Below are 19,674 nucleotides of genomic sequence, written 5' to 3' on the forward strand. Positions count from 1 at the left end.
TGCTGAGGAGACAACATCACGCTTTGGTATCGCCAAAACAGCAATCGCTACAATCCCTCGAGACGACGAATTTTCATGCTAAAATAACGTATATTTCTCTCTTTTTAAGCGTGTAATTTTTATTTATTACTTTGAATGGCTCCCAACGCTTTTCTTCTTCCCTATCATAATATTGACGATATAAGCAGTCCTTCTATGACACTACAAACCGCTACTCAAGCAGATAATACCTCAGCTGACGATAACACCACTCCGAACGATTTTGTCCTAACGCCGCCTGAGGTATTTCCTTACAAGGCACAGCAGCTCACCGCTCGCGAGCGTATTACCAAGCAAATGGCTTTACGGATTTTGATGCTCGATGGCGCGATGGGCACGCATATCCAGAATTATAAGCTGGAAGAAGCTGATTATCGCGGGGCGCGCTTCGCTAATATTGAGCAGGACGTACGCGGTAATAACGATCTGTTGGTACTCACGCAGCCGCAGATGATCAAAGAGATTCATAGCGACCACCTGACCGCTGGCGCAGACATTATCGAGACCAATACCTTTAATGGTACGCGGCTGTCGATGGCCGACTACGATATGCAGTATCTGGTGCCAGAATTGAACAAGACGGCTGCCAAGATTGCCCGTGAAGCGGCTGACGAATACACTGCCAAGACGCCTGACAAGCCACGCTTCGTCGCTGGAGTCATAGGGCCAACGTCACGAACTTGCTCGCTATCTCCTGATGTCAACGACCCTGCTTTTCGTAACATTACCTTTGATGAGTTGGTGCTTAATTATCGTGAAGCCACACTGGCGCTCATGGAAGGCGGTGTCGACCTCATCCTAATCGAGACTATTTTTGATACGCTCAATGCCAAAGCTGCCATCTTTGCAGTGACAGGGGTGTTTGATGATATCGGTTTTGAATTACCGATTATGATTTCGGGGACGATTACTGATGCGTCAGGTCGTACACTATCTGGTCAAACGGCAGAAGCCTTTTATAACTCGATTCGCCATGCTAAGCCCTTAACCGTCGGTTTTAACTGTGCACTTGGTGCTGATGCCCTGCGTCCGCATATTCAAACGCTGTCTAATATCGCCAATACCTATGTCTCCGCGCATCCGAACGCCGGTCTGCCGAATGAGTTTGGTGAGTATGATGAAACAGCCGAGGAAACCACGGCCCTGCTAGAGGGCTTTGCCAAAGCAGGTATCTTAAACATCGTCGGTGGCTGCTGTGGTACGACGCCTGAGCATATCCGCCAAATCGCTAATATGGTGGCAAAATATCCACCGCGCGAAATTCCTGAGATTGCGCCTGCCTGCCGCTTATCTGGACTTGAGCCCTTTACCATCACGCCTGAGAGCTTATTCGTCAACGTCGGTGAGCGTACCAACGTCACCGGTTCGAAGAAGTTCTTACGTTTGATTAAAACCGAAGCCTACACGGAAGCACTTGATGTTGCCCGCGATCAAGTCGAAGGCGGCGCGCAAATCGTCGATATCAACATGGATGAAGGCATGCTCGACTCCAAGCAGGCGATGATTCACTTCGTCAACTTGGTCTCAGGCGAGCCGGATATCAGCCGTGTACCCTTAATGATTGACTCGTCTAAATGGGACATCATCGAAGAAGGTCTCAAGCGCACACAGGGCAAATCTGTCGTCAACTCTATCTCCTTAAAAGAAGGTCATGCTGAGTTCGTTGAACGCGCCAAACTGTGTATGCGCTACGGCGCCGCTATTATCGTCATGGCCTTTGATGAAGACGGACAAGCCGATACTTATGAGCGTAAAACTGAGATTTGTCAGCGCAGCTATGATGTCTTGGTCAATGAAGTCGGCTTTCCATCAGAAGATATCATCTTTGACCCGAATATTTTTGCGGTCGCCACCGGTATCACTGAGCACAACAATTATGGCGCAGACTTTATCAATGCGACCAAATGGATTACCGATAACCTGCCCAATGCCATGGTATCGGGCGGCGTCTCTAACGTCTCGTTTAGCTTCCGTGGTAATCCGATTCGTGAAGCCATCAACTCCGTATTCCTTTATCATGCAATTCAAAATGGCTTAACCATGGGTATCGTTAACCCTGCCATGCTTCAGCTGTATGATGACATCCCTAAAGAAGCACGCGATGCCATCGAAGACGTGATGCTCAACCGCAATCAAGGCGAAACCGGTCAAGATGCCACTGAGCGCCTGATGACGGTCGCTGAAAACTACCAAGACGGTGGTAAGAAAAAAGACAGCACTGTCGACATGAGCTGGCGCGAAGGCACGGTAGAAGCCCGTATCGCGCACGCATTGGTCAAAGGCATTACTACCTTTATCGAAGCCGATACCAAAGAAGCGTGGGAGAAGTACCCCAAACCCCTCGATGTCATCGAAGGGCCACTCATGGACGGCATGAATATCGTCGGTGATTTATTTGGCTCGGGTAAAATGTTCTTACCGCAAGTGGTCAAGTCGGCACGGGTGATGAAACAATCGGTAGCGTGGCTGAACCCGTACATCGAAGCGGAAAAAGTCGAAGGCGAGGTCAAAGGTAAAATCCTTATGGCGACCGTCAAAGGCGACGTCCATGATATCGGCAAAAACATCGTCGGCGTGGTACTCGGCTGTAATGGCTATGACATCGTCGATCTAGGCGTGATGGTGCCGTGTGATAAGATCCTCGATACCGCTATTGCCGAAAAAGTCGATATCATCGGGCTATCGGGTCTGATTACCCCAAGCCTCGATGAGATGGTCTATGTCGCCAAGCAAATGCAAGAACGCGGCATGACCCTACCGCTGATGATTGGCGGGGCAACGACGTCTAAAGCGCATACTGCGGTCAAAGTCGAGCCGCAATATCAAAACGATGCCGTCATCTATGTATCCGACGCCTCACGTGCAGTCGGCGTGGTCACCAAGCTGCTCTCTAAAGAGAACCGTGTACAGTTAATTGATGATACTCGCGCCGAATACATTAAAGTGCGTGAGCGTCTGGCCAAGCGCCAGCCCAAAGCCGCTAAGATATCGTACGCTGAGTCGGTTAAGATTGGCTTTCAATACGATTGGGAAAACTATACGCCGCCTGTCCCTAATAAGTTAGGGCAAGTAATATTTGACGACTACCCCATCACTAACCTGTTGTCTTATATTGACTGGACACCGTTCTTTATCTCTTGGGGACTCACAGGTAAATATCCCCAAATTTTGCAAGATGATGTGGTTGGTGAAGCGGCTCGTGATCTGTTTGGTAATGCCGAGGACATCCTACAAAAGATAATTGATGAAAAGTTAGTCGTGGCAAAGGGCGTGTTTAAATTGATGCCAGCCCGTCGCACGGCTGCCGACACTGTCACCGTCTATGATCAAGCGCCGACTGAGGGCGGCACAGCAGAATATCAGTTTGAGCATCTGCGCCAACAAAGCGACAAAGCCAGCGGCAAGCCGAACTTTAGCTTGGCGGACTTTATCTCGCCATCAGAGTCGTGTACTGATTACTTGGGCGGCTTTACGGTATCGATGGTGGGTACAGAAGCACTCGCTGAAAAGTATAAAGCGGCTGGTGATGACTATAACGCTATCATGGTGCAGGCTTTGTCAGACCGTTTGGCAGAAGCTTTTGCGGAGCATTTGCACGAGCTGATCCGTAAAGACTATTGGGGCTACCAAGCTGATGAGTCTTTAACCAATGATGAGATGATCAAGGAAAAATACGTCGGTATCCGCCCTGCGCCTGGCTACCCTGCCTGTCCGGAACACACGGAAAAAGGTAAGCTATTCGAATGGTTAGGTACTACCGATGCGATCGGTACGACATTAACGGAAAGCTATGCAATGTGGCCGGGCTCATCGGTCAGCGGCTTTTATTACTCGCATCCTGATAGTGAATACTTCAACGTCGGAAAAATCGGCCGTGATCAGTTAGAGAGTTATGCTGAGCGTAAAGGTTGGGATGTGAAAACGGCTGAGAAGTGGTTGAATCCGAATTTGTAGGGATGAAATTTAGTCAATCCCTAAACATCTGATAGTTATTTTTGGCTTACTTATTTAATATGAGTAAGCCATTTTTTTATAAAATAATAGCCTGCTCCACGTCAGCAAACTTATCGCTACCTTGATAGCAAAATACTTTTATCATTTCCTGACTACATACGTGCTAAGTTATTGCCTACTATGATTTTCAGGAAGAAAGGTTATGAATCAAATTGCTCTACTGTCCAGTTGGATTGGCAAAACTTTTGCAATTTGGGCATTGGTCAGTGCTGTCTTAGGATTTATTTTTCCTGCATTCTTTGCCTCGTTGGCGTTTTTGATTGTGCCTATCTTAGGTATTATCATGTTTGGCATGGGCATGACTTTGAAGACGGAAGACTTCGTAGAAATCATTAAGCGACCAAAGCCCGTATTGGTTGGGCTGTTGGCACAATTTACCTTAATGCCTTTGATTGCTTACTTGCTAACCGTCATCTTTAATCTTGATCCTTTGATCGCTGTTGGGGTTATTTTGGTTGGCTGTTGCCCCGGTGGTACGTCTAGTAATGTGATTACGTTCTTAGCCAAAGGCGACGTGGCGCTAAGTGTTGCCATTACTTCTATATCCACCCTACTTGCGCCTTTTTTGACGCCTATTCTGTTAAATATTTTTGCCGGTCAATTGATTGATATTGATTTAGCCAGTATGATGCTAACCATTACTAAAATCGTTATTTTACCGATATTATTAGGGGTTATTTTCCACAAATTTTTGGGTAAAAAGATCGAGTTCGTCACCGAGATATTACCGATGGTGTCGGTATTGGGTATCTCTATCATTATAGCCGCAGTGGTTGCCGTGTCTAAAGCCACTATTTTAGAAAGTGGTGCTATCGTATTTGTCGTCGTAGCATTACATAATATGCTGGGTTACACCTTGGGATATGTAATCGCTCGCTTGTCCGGCTTCACTGAGAAACAACGCCGCGCCATTATGATTGAGGTGGGCATGCAAAACTCTGGACTTGGCGCTGCCCTTGCGGCGACTTATTTTAATCCTGTCGCTGCCCTGCCTAGTGCCATCTTTAGTGTCTGGCATAACTTTAGTGGTGCATTGGTTGCTAATATCTTTGCCAAAAGAGATGCTCGTTAAGTGATAGTTTTTATTACTATTATCCTGATAGTGAATACTTCAACGTCGGTAAAATCAGTACCGATCAGCTAGAAAGCTATGCTGAGCATAAAGGCTGGGATATAAAGACTGCTGAGAGGTGGTTAAATCTGAATCTGTAGACCGTTGAAAACTTTCTATTAGCAGACTTTAATCGTTCGATATTGAAGATAATCAAGTCTGTTGAAGTAAGTGTACGCATTTAGCAAAACACCACTACTAATTTGTCAGCAATCAACCAAAGCATACTATCTAAATTTAAAGTCCCAAACATGGACTTTGCTAATGCCAGAAGTTCTTTTTTGCACTTTTTGAACGAAATCATACTGAATGCCAACTTCAGCAACTGGTCCTGTATTCTTATCTATTGCAAACCAAATCATTCCCAATGCTTGTGGTTTTGGGCCTATAGGCATTAACACTAGGTTTTCTGATGATCTTAACTCTTGATGAGCTTCGAAAACACTTAAATAAGTACGGACTGGATCATCTGCTGGCGCTATATGAATATCTGCATTATGCGTATCTAATATCTGATAGTTATTCCTAATAGTGTGATTCTCCCATCCTACATTAAAAGGAGGTATCCCAATAATCACAGCTTTATTGTCTTCAATCCTAATTTCATCAGAACCGAGAAAACCTGCTAATCTGTGCGACTCATAACCTATGCTAATTAAATATCGCTTATCTTTATGTGGAAGGATTTCACAAAAGCTAAGATAGTCAAGTCCGTTACCATCTTCTGATAAAAAACTATTAGTTTGTAGATTCGATCCATCTTTTGTATTACCTTCAGCGTATCCTTTTGGTTCAGAATAAGCTATATGCGCAAAAGTCAAAATATCATTACATGACTTTAAAAAATGGTAAAGTTCAGGAAGATCAAATGTAGAGATGTCAATCAATAGATGTGATTGACTGTCTTCTTTACTTTGGATAAATTTATTCAAATCAGTAACTGATACTTCTTCGTTATCTAGATAGAATTTAGGAGTTCCCGTTTGAAGATATATAACATTGAATACATATATATTTTTATTATATTCTTCAAATTTGCCACCTAAGAATTTACATCTGTCGTCAATCTCATAGTGATTACCAACTATAAGACAGTCAATCTCATCTAGAATACTACACCAGTTATCACCTTCTTTATGTTCATACCAATTGCTGCATTTCATTAAAATAGCTCCGCTTGTGTATCAGCTTTGAAGCTAATGCTGTTATTATTTTTTTCCATCGAGTCTCTATACTTTATCCATTGCTCATTATTAGCATTAAATAGAATATCTAACTCTTCAGAAGAGAACTTTTTCTTGTGCATCTTTCTATATGAGATACCAAAGGCAGGAGCGTAAATAGGATTGAGTTGGTAATCGTATTTATTAATATCAATATTGTTCTTCTCTTTAGTGACTTCATGCTGAATAAGTACGTTCCAGCATAGAGCTTGGTTTAAAACTTTCTGCATTTGTTCGTCTAAAGAATCTGTCACTATACCAAAATGGTTGATTTCTGGTTCTGTTATTGGAGTTAGTTGATGCTTTATTCTAAACAACTCACCAAGTCTCTGAACAATTATATTCAATCTTTGTCCCATTGGAGCAAACGAAGTTACTTCGTTCAACAGCTTTGCACTAGTTATATTTGCAGCTTTATGCATCGTATCGTTCGATATATTAAATAAATCATCCAACTCTAAATTTTGTTGTCCATCTTTTGATTTCAGATGAAGTTGAAATGTTTGATAGCAAAGTTCAAGAAAATGTCTAACATTGCTGGAACTAAGGATCATAAACCTATCAAATCCACTATAGATTGGAATATTATTATAAGCAGAAGTTATATTTAATTTAAATACACCTGATGGAGCATAGTGACGAATCTTCTCTTCTAGACTTTTTTCTTCGGCGTCAGATAGGTTGTTTAGTAAATATCTATCGATTGAGTTTGGTTTAAAGTTTCTTTGCCCTTTTATAGCTACCAATGCCACGGCTAGATCAGGTTTTAGCAAGACTCTCTGAACTAACTCTTCTTCTAAGCCATCGTCCGAAGTACGGAGTTCCTTGGATAAACGACTTAGAAAGCCACTATTTTCCTTAGAATAAGATTTGATTATGCTACTTACAGTATGATGAACAAGCATATTTTTTACATTTTCAGAAGATTGTTCAAAACTACATTCAGAATATTTTATCTTATCAATAGCTACCATCAGTATTTTAGAAAAGAAATTATTAATATCTAACTTGTTAGAATCCTCAATAATTTGATCAATATTAACTTCTCTATAATCATTCTGTTTCTGAAGCTGTTCACTATTCTGACTATTTGTGTGTACATAATTAGATATCTCGGCGTGAGCCTTATAGGCGACATTCCAACTTATAAAACCATCTGAATGCTTCCTTAACGCATTTATGAAAGCCTGCTGATTCAAAGTAAAGTTCTCAAATTCATCAATATAAATTTTAAACGAAGTGTTACTAAATAATGAGTAGCTCTTCAATTTTTCTAGAATTGTCCTTATTAATAAATTTGGTATTAATGATTTCAGCATATTTCCAGACAATATATTGCTATATATTGTCTGAAACAACAGGTCAAGTTCAAAAACTACATTTTTTATATCATTAACTTCAATATCATATATGCGACTTATCAGTGCAATAACTTCCTTCTCTAGATTTATCTCTTCTGCTTCTAATGGAAAATGATTAATTGTATTCCGAATTAAACCAATGATTTCTTTGGTTATTTCTATGGTTATTAAAGATTGAAAAAAGGCGTCTTCTAAAATTGGGCTCAAATCACGCCTTTCTATTGCTCTAGAGAATATAGTATCTGGTTTCCAGTAGAGAACTATATTTTTTAAATCATCTATTTGAGCGTTCACACCATCACCGAACTGAGTCCAATGTGAGAAATACCTTAAATACATTGTTTTACCAGATCCTCGACCACCTACTAAAGCAATTGAATGTTCGTAATTTAAAATGTTTACTTGCTCAAAAAATGGTGGTTTAACGAAGCTTGATAATACGCTTCTGTTATTTACTTTAAACTCAGTACGAGCAACAGATAAATTAGTGAGTAATTTTTCAACAGTTGTCATAACCTACACTCTCCTAGCAGCGAGTGGATACATTACATTGCACCCATCAGGGTTTTCTGTAGTTGGCTTATTATTATCATGATAAATTAATGGCACCGTCAAATTAGGACAACCCCATTCAAACACGATGGAAAGCATAGCATTTGTCCATCCTAACCAAGCATTTTTTCTTATAAAACTGTAAGAGGATTGCATTTCTATGAAAAGCTCTTCGATATCTATCTTCATTATATCCAAGTCAAATGTTTGTAAGAAATCGCTTAAAGAATGATGCTTTGATAACTTAGAGTCTTCTTCTATTATCTCAGATGGTAAAACTCTTAGATTAGGGAACTCAGATTTTAAGTTGTCTATACCAGTATTTGTTGCCATCAAAGGCATATATATTAACGGCATTTGGTTAGCATCATCAATTTCAATAAGTTCAAAAATTTCATGATCATTAAAGAATTTTGCAGCTTGAGTACCTGATCCTAAGAAATCATCTATAAAAACTACCATATTTTTAGCTTTTATACTTTCTTTCACTTCATCGATATTTTGAAGTATACGTAGATGATTTATGACTTTAGATGATAGTCGTCTTAGAATAGTGTTACTCGATTGAGTCACACTACTAGTTCTCTTATCTATACAATAAAAATGTATATTGGCAAACGAATGTGAACTTATTATTTTGGAGTATCTTATTAGTCTCAACCATTCTTCAAGGCTATCACTCTTATAAGGACTTACTTCCTCGTAAATATTTTTAATATCCTTAGATATTTTTCTAGCAAAGGCACTTTCCATCATTTCATAGTTTCTATAAGTAATGCTCTGCAACAAAAAAACTGAAATAAATCTATGCGATAGTTTATTTTGAAATGTCTTAAGCCATTTTTCAATATCTCTAATTTTAATATGACTTAAACCCTTAGATACTAAGAAACGATGCTTAGCAATAATTCTCGCTTCTTCATCTTCAAGAATGTCTTCATAGTTGTCACTTCCTAGGTAGTGATCTAGTTCGTCAAGATTTGTGATTGTTTGCTCCATGCTAAAGCCCTAAAATTTTACTATAGCCGATACCATGTAAAAAATGGTACAGTGCTGATGAAATGAATTTCAAACAGTTTATGTTCATTAAGCTTAACGAACAAGAAGAACATATTTCTGTACGAGCAACATAATGAATAGAGATCTAGTTTACTTTACCCGAATTAACATACAATTGTTAATTAATATTAAATATATATTATACGGCCAACTATACTTAAAAAACAAATTTTGGACTGAACATGGAACTTATGGGTAATCTGAGCAAGTCAGATAAAGATTTGGGTCAGGTTGATACTCCTCCTCATATTGTGCAGTCTTTAGTATCACTTCTTCCAAATAAATATGATTTTTTCGCTGACTTGGGGGCTGGTTTGGGTAACCTTTCGGCGTTACTACCGATATCAAATGGAATTTTGGTTGAAATTGATGTTGATAGGTTTAAACAACTAGAAAGAACATTAAGTAAACTACATAAACCTATCCTTGCTGATGTTTTGGATGAAAATTTCTATTTGAATGAACATCTTCCTTCAAACAAAAAAAATTTATATATCAGTAACCCTCCTTTCTGTCGGAAAAAAACTAATTATAGTTTCGATTACTTCTTAGAACTAAACTCTAATTCAAGTTTCAAGCAGTTAGATATAGCCTTCTTAGACAAAGTAATGTCATCAATGAACTGTAAATCTTCTTTGATGTTTATAATTTCCGCACCTTTTGTAGCTTTTGAGAAATATTTTCCTCAACGGGAGAAGTTTATCAATAGTTTTGACAGCTTATCGGTGATAAGTTTGGATGATAGTATATATGAGAAGACTGAAGTTCAATCCTATGCTGTTATAGCTCATAAAAGATCATCGAATGAGTTTAAACACAGAATAAGTCTAAAGAAAATGGACGCTTTTGGTGGAATCACTGACCAAATTCTAGTAACTAGAAATGAAGCTATGAAAAGCTTATGCTTCGAGTATCACCATAAACTAAAAATTATTAATAGTTTGGTAGATAGCAACTGTAAGACAATAGGCGACTTAAACTCTTCTTTAGTACGTGGGAGTCATAGTAAACTACATTTTGACCACCTAGATTTAGAATCTATTCATACTACGGATCTAAAAGAGCCTTTTTTATTTTTAAATAATAAGCAACAATCTAAAATTTTTAAAAGTGCGAATATTAACGATATTTTGATACCAAGAGTAGGAAAAAGGGCATTGAATAGAGAGTCTATTGTGAAAGAAGGTAATCAAATTTTTACAGACTCTGTTTACATGCTGTCTAGCAAATCTAAAGATGATAGCAAAATAATTTGGAATAGTGTTTCAAGCGAAGTAGGGAAATTGTGGCGTAGCATGCATGCTCAAGGTAAATGTGCTAAATACCTTACTAGAGAAGCTATACTGAGTATGCCTATCTTATAATTTCTTTCTACGGCTTGTAAACACAGACTAAATCAACTTGCATACTCGAACTGTCCAAAACTTATCATGAAATCTAATGATTCTTATTGTTTAAATCGTTTCTACTCCGCCGACAGCGCTCAGAACAATAAATCACCTGCTCCCAATCCTTTTCCCACTTCTTGCGCCACGTAAATGGGCGCTGACAGACTGGGCATACTTTTTGCGGTAGGTTTGCTTTTTTGTGTGCCATGAGCTTCCCTGCGTCACTTTGTATAGTTAATACTAAATAAAATGGATACGTTATTTAATAACGCGAAACTGGTATAAATTTTTCTGGCTTGCTGTGCCTATGCCGACAGAGGCTGCAAAAATCATATTAAAAACTAAGCATCCCAGTCCCGCTGTATCTTTTTCATATTGGACTGAATATAGTATAAAAGGCTGGGTTAAAAACCCAGCCTACAACCAACGCGAAATTTAGATTTAAATTCTTACTTTTGATGATCTAACCCTTCATACTTTTTTACGCGGCGGCATTGGTCGGAACAATAGACCATACTCTCCCAGTTTTTATCCAACTTCTTCGCCCAACTAAATTCGCGCTCGCAGACAGGGCAGAGTTTTTTGCGGACGTTTTTCTTTTTGTGCGCCATACGTTTCTCATTGGTTTGTTTAACATAGTCGAATCAACTGCCACGACTATACATCAATAACTTATCGCTATAGCCTATTAATTATAAGTTCTAATTATCATTATTGCTTATAAGCGTTAATCGTCAGTATCAATCATAGTCATCAAAGATTTTGTTTAGCCTGTTGAGGCTATTGACGATAAGCTTGCCGGATTGATCGGTACTGCTATCAATTGCCAGCTTCTCATCCATCCGCATCGTCAGTGGCGTAAGCGCTTCTTTAAGAGCTGTTGCCATCAGCGCGGTCTGTTGATGAACATCAAGCGTATCGCTGTCTGCCGTTTGGTTCTCATCATTCTTAAGCAGGCTCTCTGTTAAGCTATTAGACAAACTATCAGCCATTTTTTGTGCCAGTTGCTCAACAGCATCCACCAGCTGCATCATCAGCGCTTTTTGCGCGCCTTGATTTTGTTTGAGATACTCGCCTTCCGCCTTTTCAGTATTGTGATTGTGCTTATATATTTGTACCAGTTGACTCACGCTTTTCTCAAAGCTATGGTCGATACTGTCGCTGACGACTTTGGCATTGTTAATGACGCTATCGGCAAGGATTTTCTGTGCTTCTAATTGAGCGTTTAGCTGGGCATCGAGTTGTGCTTGTTGTCCTGCTTGTCGTAAGCGGGCGATTTGCTCTGGGTCATTTTTCGTTAAGTATGTCTCAAACTGGCTACTGATGGTATTGAAGCCACTAGCCAAGTCGACCAACTGGGCAACGATACGCGCGCCAGTATCACCGTCTTCACCGCCCATGGCTTTATTACGTAAGAAGTCGGCTTTGATTTGTGCCCAACGCTCTTTTTCTGCGTCAGTCAACACACCGCGCATCTCGCCAAGCTTTAGAAGGTTGCTCTCTGCGCCTTGGGTCAATAGCTGCGACTCACCCAAATAGTGATCGTCTATCAGCTGGTTCAGCTCGTTTTCATTCATGACCGCCGATAGCTTTTCGGTCATCTTATTCATATTGCGATAACTGCCTTGCAGCTTAAATATCGGCTCGACACGGTATTTATCATCTTGTGATGCTGAGGCAATATAGGCTTGATTAACGTCAAGAATGACTTCTTGCACCCTAAACATATGGCGCAAGATAGCGATAATCTCGTTAACCTCTGAAGTGCTATACGGATACGTCAGCTCGCTGCTCTGTGCTTGGGCGAGGTTGGCATTGTCCGTTTTTGCCATTTTAATCAAACGATGAACATCCGCTAAGTCACGGTTGGCCAGTGGTGCGAGAACGGTATTAGAGGTGAGTGAGTTTTCAATATAACTGAGCGCAAATACCTCTTCCATGCCGCTCATAATATCGCCCAAGTTATAGATATCGGCGCGGTTGGCAAGCATATCAGGGACTTTAAAGGCCTCACCGCTTTCGGTGTACGGGTTACCCGCCATGACCACACAGAACTTTTTGCCACGCATGTCATAGGTTTTGGTTTTGCCTTGCCAGACGCCATCGATACGGCGCGTGCCATCACCTAATGAGATAAACTTCTGCAAAAATTCCGCATGCGTATGCTGAATATCATCGAGATAGAGCATGACGTTATTGCCCATCTCAAAGGCTAAGTTGATTTTATTCAGCTCTTCTCGGGCGGTGGCATTAGGTGCTTTTTCGGGATCTAATGAGGTGACATCATGACCGAGTGATGGACAGTTAATCTTCATAAAGATAAGGCCGAGACGATTTGCCACATACTCCATCAAGGTGGTTTTACCGTAACCTGGTGGCGATATCATCATTAGGATACCCATCAGATCGGTACGCTTATCCTCGCCGATCGTGCCCATCTGTTTGGCGAGGTTGTCACCAATTAACGGCAAATAGCTCTCATTAATCAGACGGTTACGCACAAAGGAGGACAGTGGTCGCGGCATAAACTCGTCCAGTCGCAACGTCTCTTTTGAATCATGCAAAATCTCTGAGCGCATGGCTAGATAGCGTCTGTAAGCAGGGATGACTTGGGTATCATGGTGATGCAGACGATTTAAGAAGTCATCGACCGCAAAGGTCAAGGTCTGCTGATGAATACGTGTATGCTCACCTAGTAAGTTATTAATTTGAATCTCAAGCGATACTTTACCTGTGCTGCGCTCAAAGCTCTGCACTTGATTGAGCGGATTGTTGAGGCTGGTCAGCGAGGTTGTGGCTGAGAATGACAGTGTAGATGGCGTGCCAGTGGCGCTCTTATCGAAACTAATACCTGAATCAATGAGGCGCTGTACCAAGGCTTCACGCTGGGTATCATTTAACTGGGTAAGTAAGACCGCAATCGCTTCGGGCACATAATGACGGCCACTTTCTAGCTGTTGTTTGCGTAGTGCTTCTTTTTCTTGACTCTCAGCAAGCTGCTCTTCAGTGAGGGCCGCGCCTGCCTCATCCGTGCCATCAGCTGATACGTTAGCCGACTCAGTATCACCATAGGCCTTATCAAGTAACGCATGAAACCATGTGGCTAGTAGCTCATAGGCTGACTTGGGTTGAAAACCCAGCTTACTGATAGAAGACTGTAGCTGCTCAAAACTGGTCGTATTTTGCGTGCTGCCGGCAGCGCTATTCAACGTTTGGCTTAACTGCTCACACAACTGCTGCGCTTGTTGACTCGTTTGCCAGTCTATCTTGGCATCTACGCCACTATCAGAGATACTCGCCTGCCCTATGACGCTCACCAGATACTCACTGGCAAGCTGGACATAGCTTGGTTTAAAGATGTTAGCGTTATGAATATCGCTATTTTCAGAACCTAGCTTTGAATCTAAGCCTGATTTTGACTGCTTACTAGCGCCGTTATCAACGCTACTGCCTTTATTAACACCAATACTGTCATCATTATGAGCGGTGACAAACTGATGCATGATTTGACTCATGTCCTCAACGAGCAGAGATTTGGCTGTGTCGCTACCCAGTGCACGGCGCAGTTGCTCAGCGGTAGCGGCTCTATCTGTCCAGTTGCTTGCACGCGTCAGCACTGATTCATTCAGCCAATTATCATAACCAAACTGACGTAAGGCGTCTAAGCCAAGCGCTTGCACGAGGTTCAATTGCCAATAAAACAACTGTGCCAAGGCACGTACTTGCGGGGTATAAATCAGTAGCCCTGCTTCACGCAATGTCGGTAGTATTTGCATCAATAATAGCGTGGCATCATGGTCATGAATGCCCTTGTCATAACCGAGCTGATAGCGAGGGGTGGCGTAAGCTTTGACCAATTTAGACAATGGGCTGTCATTATCAATATCACCATTAATATCAAGGGTAATGATGGTCGCATCGTATGCTTGATATAGGCGCGTTTCAGTCAGGCCGTCTTGGCTATTTTTGGCACTTTCGATAATGCTATAAGCCAAGTACTCCGCGCGGTATACCTTGTCAGATTCGGATGCGATATTCATATCCCAGTACGGCCGCAAGGCGTTTAGCTCAGCATTATTAAGCACTTCATAATAATCTGTACCCGTTAGATGTAAGTTCAGCACACGCTTGCCATCTGACTGTTGACGACTCAATAAGGTCAAATCAAGCGGCTGAGTATTAACTGAAAAGCGGTGCTTGCCCAGTTTGATGATTTGACCACCATCTTCAAACAAGTCTGACTTATCTTTTAGACTCTTATAGCTTTCGATTTGAATGGCTTTTAAGCGGGCATCGATGTCATCAGCTTTGACACTAAAGCCCATCGCTTGCAGCTCTTTGGCGATATTACGTACTTTTTGTACCAGTCCGTCGGCAGCAAAATACGTATTGAGCGCTTCCTCTTCCTTAAAGCCGGTGACGCCTGTGCTTTGCGTGCGTTTTTTGATACTCTCAAGCATCCGCAGCGCGCCATCGCCTAAGTTCTGCGCTTTGCGGTTGCGGGCATCGAGCAATTGCTGCTTATGATTCTCAAAAGTCTCGTAAATCTCTTCGCGTTTGCTGATGATGTCGGCTAAAAATTGATCGCCACTACCGCTCTCTGGGTCCGCGAACTGGCTTTCTAACTCTTCCAACTGCACCAGCAATTTTGCCATTTGCTGGTCTGATTTCTCAGGCGTATTGGCAATGGATAAGGCATTAGCAATCGACTGACCAAATAGCTTGAACTGCGCGCCAAACTGCGCGACTGCTTCAGCCGATCCTAAATTTTTGCGCTTATGATTAAGCTTGGCTTTGCTCTGATTGAGACTCGCATAAATGGTCGATATATCATCGATAATTTGGGTACGTACCGTAGCATCAGCAACATCTAATGTGCCTAATAGCTCAGTCAACAAATCTAAGCCTTGCGCTGTCTCATCAATTTTTTCTAGTACAGGTTTTAATTCAGCATTGGTTTCTGCTGTGTTTAAACGCTCACTGACATCGATCAATATATCTTCGTAACTTGAGAGTGCCTCTTCCCCGCTTAAAAACAGCACGGTTTTTTCGGCAAGCTCGCTCTCTGCTGTTGCTAGCTGAGTCTGCAACGCTTCTAATTTATCACTATCTAAATAGCGTAAATCCTCTAGGCTAACCAAACGGCCCTTTTGCCGTCTTAATGCTGACAGCTGATCGACATAATCACTGGCAGACTCAAAGGTGGTGACGCGTATCTGCCGCAAAATCTCATTTTGCTGCATGTCGGCATCGGCCAATGCCGTTTGGGTTTGCTTCTGGATGCTTTGTACTTTGGCGAACTCATCAATGACCAATTCAGCCGTCGCCGTCACTTCCTTAATACTACTGGCGACTTCACTCAGCTCAGGCTCAGACAGCCAGTAATAGCTATCAAAGAGACGACTGGTATTATCCGCCAGCTCTTCATAGAGCTTTTGTGAGACGCTTTGGTTATCGATTAGGCGGGTAATGCTATAAAGGTCAGAGATACCGCGCACCAATTCTTTGTTGCCGATTTTGCCATAAAAGCTGGTGCTCTCAGGCAACTCACTGACATACTCAGGCGAGGCATAAGGCGTATGCCATATCTGCATCGGGTGAATGCGTGACGGCTCACTTTGGTCACTAAACAGCACCAAGCGCCCATTTTCTGCCAGCGCCATACCATTACAATAAATGGGGTTTGCCAATTGCTTTTTGATAAGGTTGTAGGGAAACAGACCTGTGACACCTAAAGCGACATCATAGAATAAAAACAACACATCTTCGCCATTGGGCGATACGATTTTACGTTTAAACTTTAAGTCTTTGGCACCGACATTATTGGCATCAAACAGCTTATACTCGCCCGTTTGTAAATAATAACCACCCGGAAATATAATGCCGTGATCCTCAGGCAGCTGCACACACGACTGCCCAATTGCATCTAAACGCAGTACCGTTTCGGTCAAGGTGTTATAAACAAAATAGCGATAGCTGTCTTCGCGATACGGCAGTATCTTGAGCAGTATTAAACTGCCAACTTTGGCATAAGCAATCTCGGCATCGGTCAGCGACTGGGTGCGATCATTTACAGGCTCACTATAGATACCCTGCCCTGACTGGGTATTGTCCTCAATTTTAATGGTCAAATCGCCGCCGACGGTTTCTACAAACACCGTATCTAAGATATTCATATGCGGATACTTGCCATTGATCATCTGCTCGCGAGTGGTCTCAATCCAATCAAAATCGTAAGCAGGCGGCAACTCGATATCACGCTCGCCTCGATTGTCTACGTAGGCAATTTGAGCCGATTCAGGTGTGCCTTGACTAAAATCTAACGCAAAACGAAAGACGCGAATATCAGTGATACGCTCGCCAATTTGAAACGCCAATAGCAGCTTGCTGTCTTTGACAGTCAGCTGAATCAGCCGTGTTTGCTTATAATATCGATACAGCTCATTAAAGTCTTGAACAAAGGCCTCTTGATCTAAGAAGGTGTTTTTTAGATCCACTTCTTCTAGCTGATACTCTTGCTCAGTGTGTTCGCGGCTCCCATTGTTATCTGTAGCGCTTTCAGTATTTGCCGTGCTTTCACCATTATCAATATCGGCAGCACTTTCACTATTATTATCACCAACATTCTTGTTAGGAGGATCTATCAATCGATATAGCGACAACACATCTTTGATATTGCTCGCGCGTTTGAGACCCATAAAGACGTTGTAGCCGAATAGCATATAATCACCGACTTGCACCATGTCTTGCGCCACACAGTTATATTCGGTGCGAATGCGGGTGCGAGCGATGACTTGCATTTGGGTACTGCCAAACTCTTGCAAGCGCGCATTGTTCAGCTTGGCCGTTTGCTGCTCTAGACGACTGCCCTGCTCAGTAAGACGCTTTTTAATAAGCTCATAAGCATTACCTGAAGCAACGGCTTGATCTGTTTGCTCAGCTTTATTATGTTGGTCTTTGCTACCTGAATCGGTTGAATTCTGCGTATCCACCATCGTTGCTCGTCCATTTCTGTTTTTATATAATAAGAGAGTTTTGGTCAATAAGAAAAGATGAAAAAGGTGTGGCTAGTCTAAAAAAACGTTTTATAAATTATAGTTAGGGTACACTGATTGACTATATCGATATTGCATAGATTCAAAATTACATCTTAAATCATTCAAAGACTAAACTACTTTAAAAGCATCTCTTAGAAAGCTAACATCTTGCTCCTTCATATTTTTCCAATCACCATTTTTAAACTTCCCTTTGGTAAATACCTCATAAATAAACAACCAGTATTCATCGAAACTATTCTGGTTTAAATCTTCAGCTAGTTTTTTATATTTTTTTATAATTGTTGAGTGACTATTAAATTTTTTATCGTGAATATAACCTAGTAAATACAAAATAGCATCTCTCGAATTTTCTATATCCTCAAAAACCTTATCGGAAACTTTAAAATCGTATTTTATGCTAAAAAGCAATGCATAACTTAATGCTTCATAGTAGTTCTTTCTTAGTCCAATTTCATAAATGTCACTTGAAAAAGACTCTATATATTTAAATTTCAATTTTTCATCAGTTATACTTAAGAATACGTTTTCGTCCATTAGACTAATCAAATATGGATAGAGCAAAGCTAAATGATGGACTGTGTCTAAAAAGTAATCTGTTGCGGATACTGATTTCTTTTTATCACTTAAAACCTGAATAGCATAGTTTAACACTGCGGAGTTACCATCGTTCTTTTTCATCAAAGCTATAGCAAAGTCTAGAAAATGAACAGTTTCTTTATAATCGAAGTAGTCACCTTCTTCGAAATATCTAAGTTCTCTTATCCAGTCAGCTTCATATGTTATGGGTAGTTCAGTAATTTCTGTTTTCTTATGATTAAGCGTCAATCCATAAACTCTTAACTCTGCTTCTAAATCAATCAGAAATTTTTCTGCAGTTTGATAATCTTCAACAAAACACTCATAATCATCAATATTTCTAATATACTTATATTTATCTTTAAGCTTTTCATCCACCGCTATCAAAATAATTTCTGAAATAATATTGAAAGCATGGCTACCAATTAAAATACCGTGAGTCTCACCTTTATTAACGTTCATAGTGTAGGTATCTATTTCATTGTGCCAGTAACCATTTCTCTGGGTTTTTCCTTGGTTTTTTCCCGCTAATGCCCAAGAAAGTGCGTGCGTATAAATACTACCAAAGCAATTTGAAACATCAGCATGCACTAAAAACCTACTTTTTATCCTAATCTTTGGGGTCGGATTATCATCTTCAGACCAGTCTTTGTAATTCATTGAGAAAACTTTTGAAACAGGTTGCCTAATAACTCTCTTGACCCAATTCCAAGTAATGCCTGATGAATCATAACTACTACCAAGCGAAAAAATCGTTTTTGATTCTTTAATTTTACGTATATGGATTCTACTAATCTTAAACTCATCATTTTTAGTTTTAGATTCGAAATAGTCTGTTAACTCTGTCCAATACTGTGACAAGCAGTGACATAAATTAAAATATGCTATTGGTTCTGGAACAGCTAATAGTCTAGGTACATTGATATTTCTCATGTTTGAATACTTAATATATTCCGAAACATGCTTAGCTTTAAATAGTCCAGAACTATTATTAGAGGACTTGGGATGGTTGTCTTCATTCATACAAAAATTATAAAAGTCTTCAGAAGTTAAGAATGGTGGGAGCTTCTCTGAGAAAAGTCCGTAGCCAACTAATCCTTCAAGCAGTTTTTCTTTAGTAATTCCTTTCATGTGTTCAGAATAAGAAATCGTCATTACATACCTATTAATTTAATTGACTAAGTACATCAACAGTATTATCTACTTCATTATAAATCTTAATTATCATTTAAAATTTAGTTTGAAAGCTGGGCTAAAAGCGCCAGCCTATAACGACAACTTGAAATTAAAGAA

The 19,674-nt window shown here is 40.8% G+C and carries 10 protein-coding genes and 1 pseudogene; 4 read left to right on the forward strand and 7 right to left on the reverse strand.

The annotated features are described in order from the left end of the window. Positions 1–195: 195 nt before the first annotated feature. The 3 genes and pseudogenes from metH to AAEY80_RS00465 form a co-directional block, all read left to right on the forward strand. A complete protein-coding gene (gene metH, locus AAEY80_RS00455; protein WP_201575558.1) occupies positions 196–3,993 on the forward strand; it encodes a methionine synthase in 3,798 nt (1,265 codons plus the stop codon). A gap of 202 nt (positions 3,994–4,195) precedes the next feature. Further along, entirely contained in the window at positions 4,196–5,125 is a 930-nt protein-coding gene (locus tag AAEY80_RS00460) for a bile acid:sodium symporter family protein (protein WP_025652141.1), read from the forward strand. 8 nt (positions 5,126–5,133) lie between these two features. Beyond that, a pseudogene (locus tag AAEY80_RS00465) lies at positions 5,134–5,265 on the forward strand (vitamin B12 dependent-methionine synthase activation domain-containing protein); the annotation flags it as partial. 126 nt (positions 5,266–5,391) lie between these two features. Here the strand turns inward: AAEY80_RS00465 and AAEY80_RS00470 are convergent. From AAEY80_RS00470 to AAEY80_RS00480, 3 genes are read right to left on the reverse strand one after another with little or no spacing between them, the layout of a single operon-like run. Then, positions 5,392–6,327: a hypothetical protein gene (locus tag AAEY80_RS00470; RefSeq protein ID WP_025652140.1), complete on the reverse strand. Its 936-nt coding sequence runs from the start codon at positions 6,325–6,327 to the stop codon at positions 5,392–5,394. Continuing rightward, entirely contained in the window at positions 6,327–8,261 is a 1,935-nt protein-coding gene (locus tag AAEY80_RS00475) for an ORC-CDC6 family AAA ATPase (protein WP_025652139.1), read from the reverse strand. The genes AAEY80_RS00470 and AAEY80_RS00475 overlap by 1 nt, the downstream gene beginning before the upstream one ends. A gap of 3 nt (positions 8,262–8,264) precedes the next feature. Beyond that, on the reverse strand, positions 8,265–9,299 hold the full coding sequence (locus tag AAEY80_RS00480) for a phosphoribosyltransferase-like protein (protein WP_025652137.1): 1,035 nt from the start codon (positions 9,297–9,299) through the stop codon (positions 8,265–8,267). 242 nt (positions 9,300–9,541) lie between these two features. Here AAEY80_RS00480 and AAEY80_RS00485 point away from each other — a divergent pair, with 242 nt between their 5' ends. After that, entirely contained in the window at positions 9,542–10,723 is a 1,182-nt protein-coding gene (locus AAEY80_RS00485) for a hypothetical protein (RefSeq protein ID WP_350587737.1), read from the forward strand. 73 nt (positions 10,724–10,796) lie between these two features. Here the strand turns inward: AAEY80_RS00485 and AAEY80_RS00490 are convergent, their stop codons facing one another. The 4 genes from AAEY80_RS00490 to AAEY80_RS00505 form a co-directional block, all read right to left on the reverse strand. Beyond that, a complete protein-coding gene (locus AAEY80_RS00490) occupies positions 10,797–10,955 on the reverse strand; it encodes a DUF2256 domain-containing protein (RefSeq protein ID WP_084212305.1) in 159 nt (52 codons plus the stop codon). A gap of 241 nt (positions 10,956–11,196) precedes the next feature. Next, positions 11,197–11,358, reverse strand: coding sequence for a DUF2256 domain-containing protein (locus tag AAEY80_RS00495; protein WP_084212304.1), 162 nt, complete (start codon positions 11,356–11,358; stop codon positions 11,197–11,199). Between the two features lie 129 nt (positions 11,359–11,487). After that, positions 11,488–17,742 (reverse strand): DNA repair ATPase, encoded by a 6,255-nt coding sequence (locus AAEY80_RS00500; RefSeq protein WP_350587738.1) that lies wholly within the window; start codon positions 17,740–17,742, stop codon positions 11,488–11,490. Between the two features lie 171 nt (positions 17,743–17,913). Beyond that, positions 17,914–19,536, reverse strand: coding sequence for an RNA-directed DNA polymerase (locus tag AAEY80_RS00505; protein WP_201576486.1), 1,623 nt, complete (start codon positions 19,534–19,536; stop codon positions 17,914–17,916). Positions 19,537–19,674 lie beyond the last annotated feature (138 nt).

It is taken from the genome of Psychrobacter sp. 78a-MNA-CIBAN-0178 (genome assembly GCF_040309625.1).
GTDB classification, from domain to species: Bacteria; Pseudomonadota; Gammaproteobacteria; order Pseudomonadales; family Moraxellaceae; genus Psychrobacter; species Psychrobacter okhotskensis.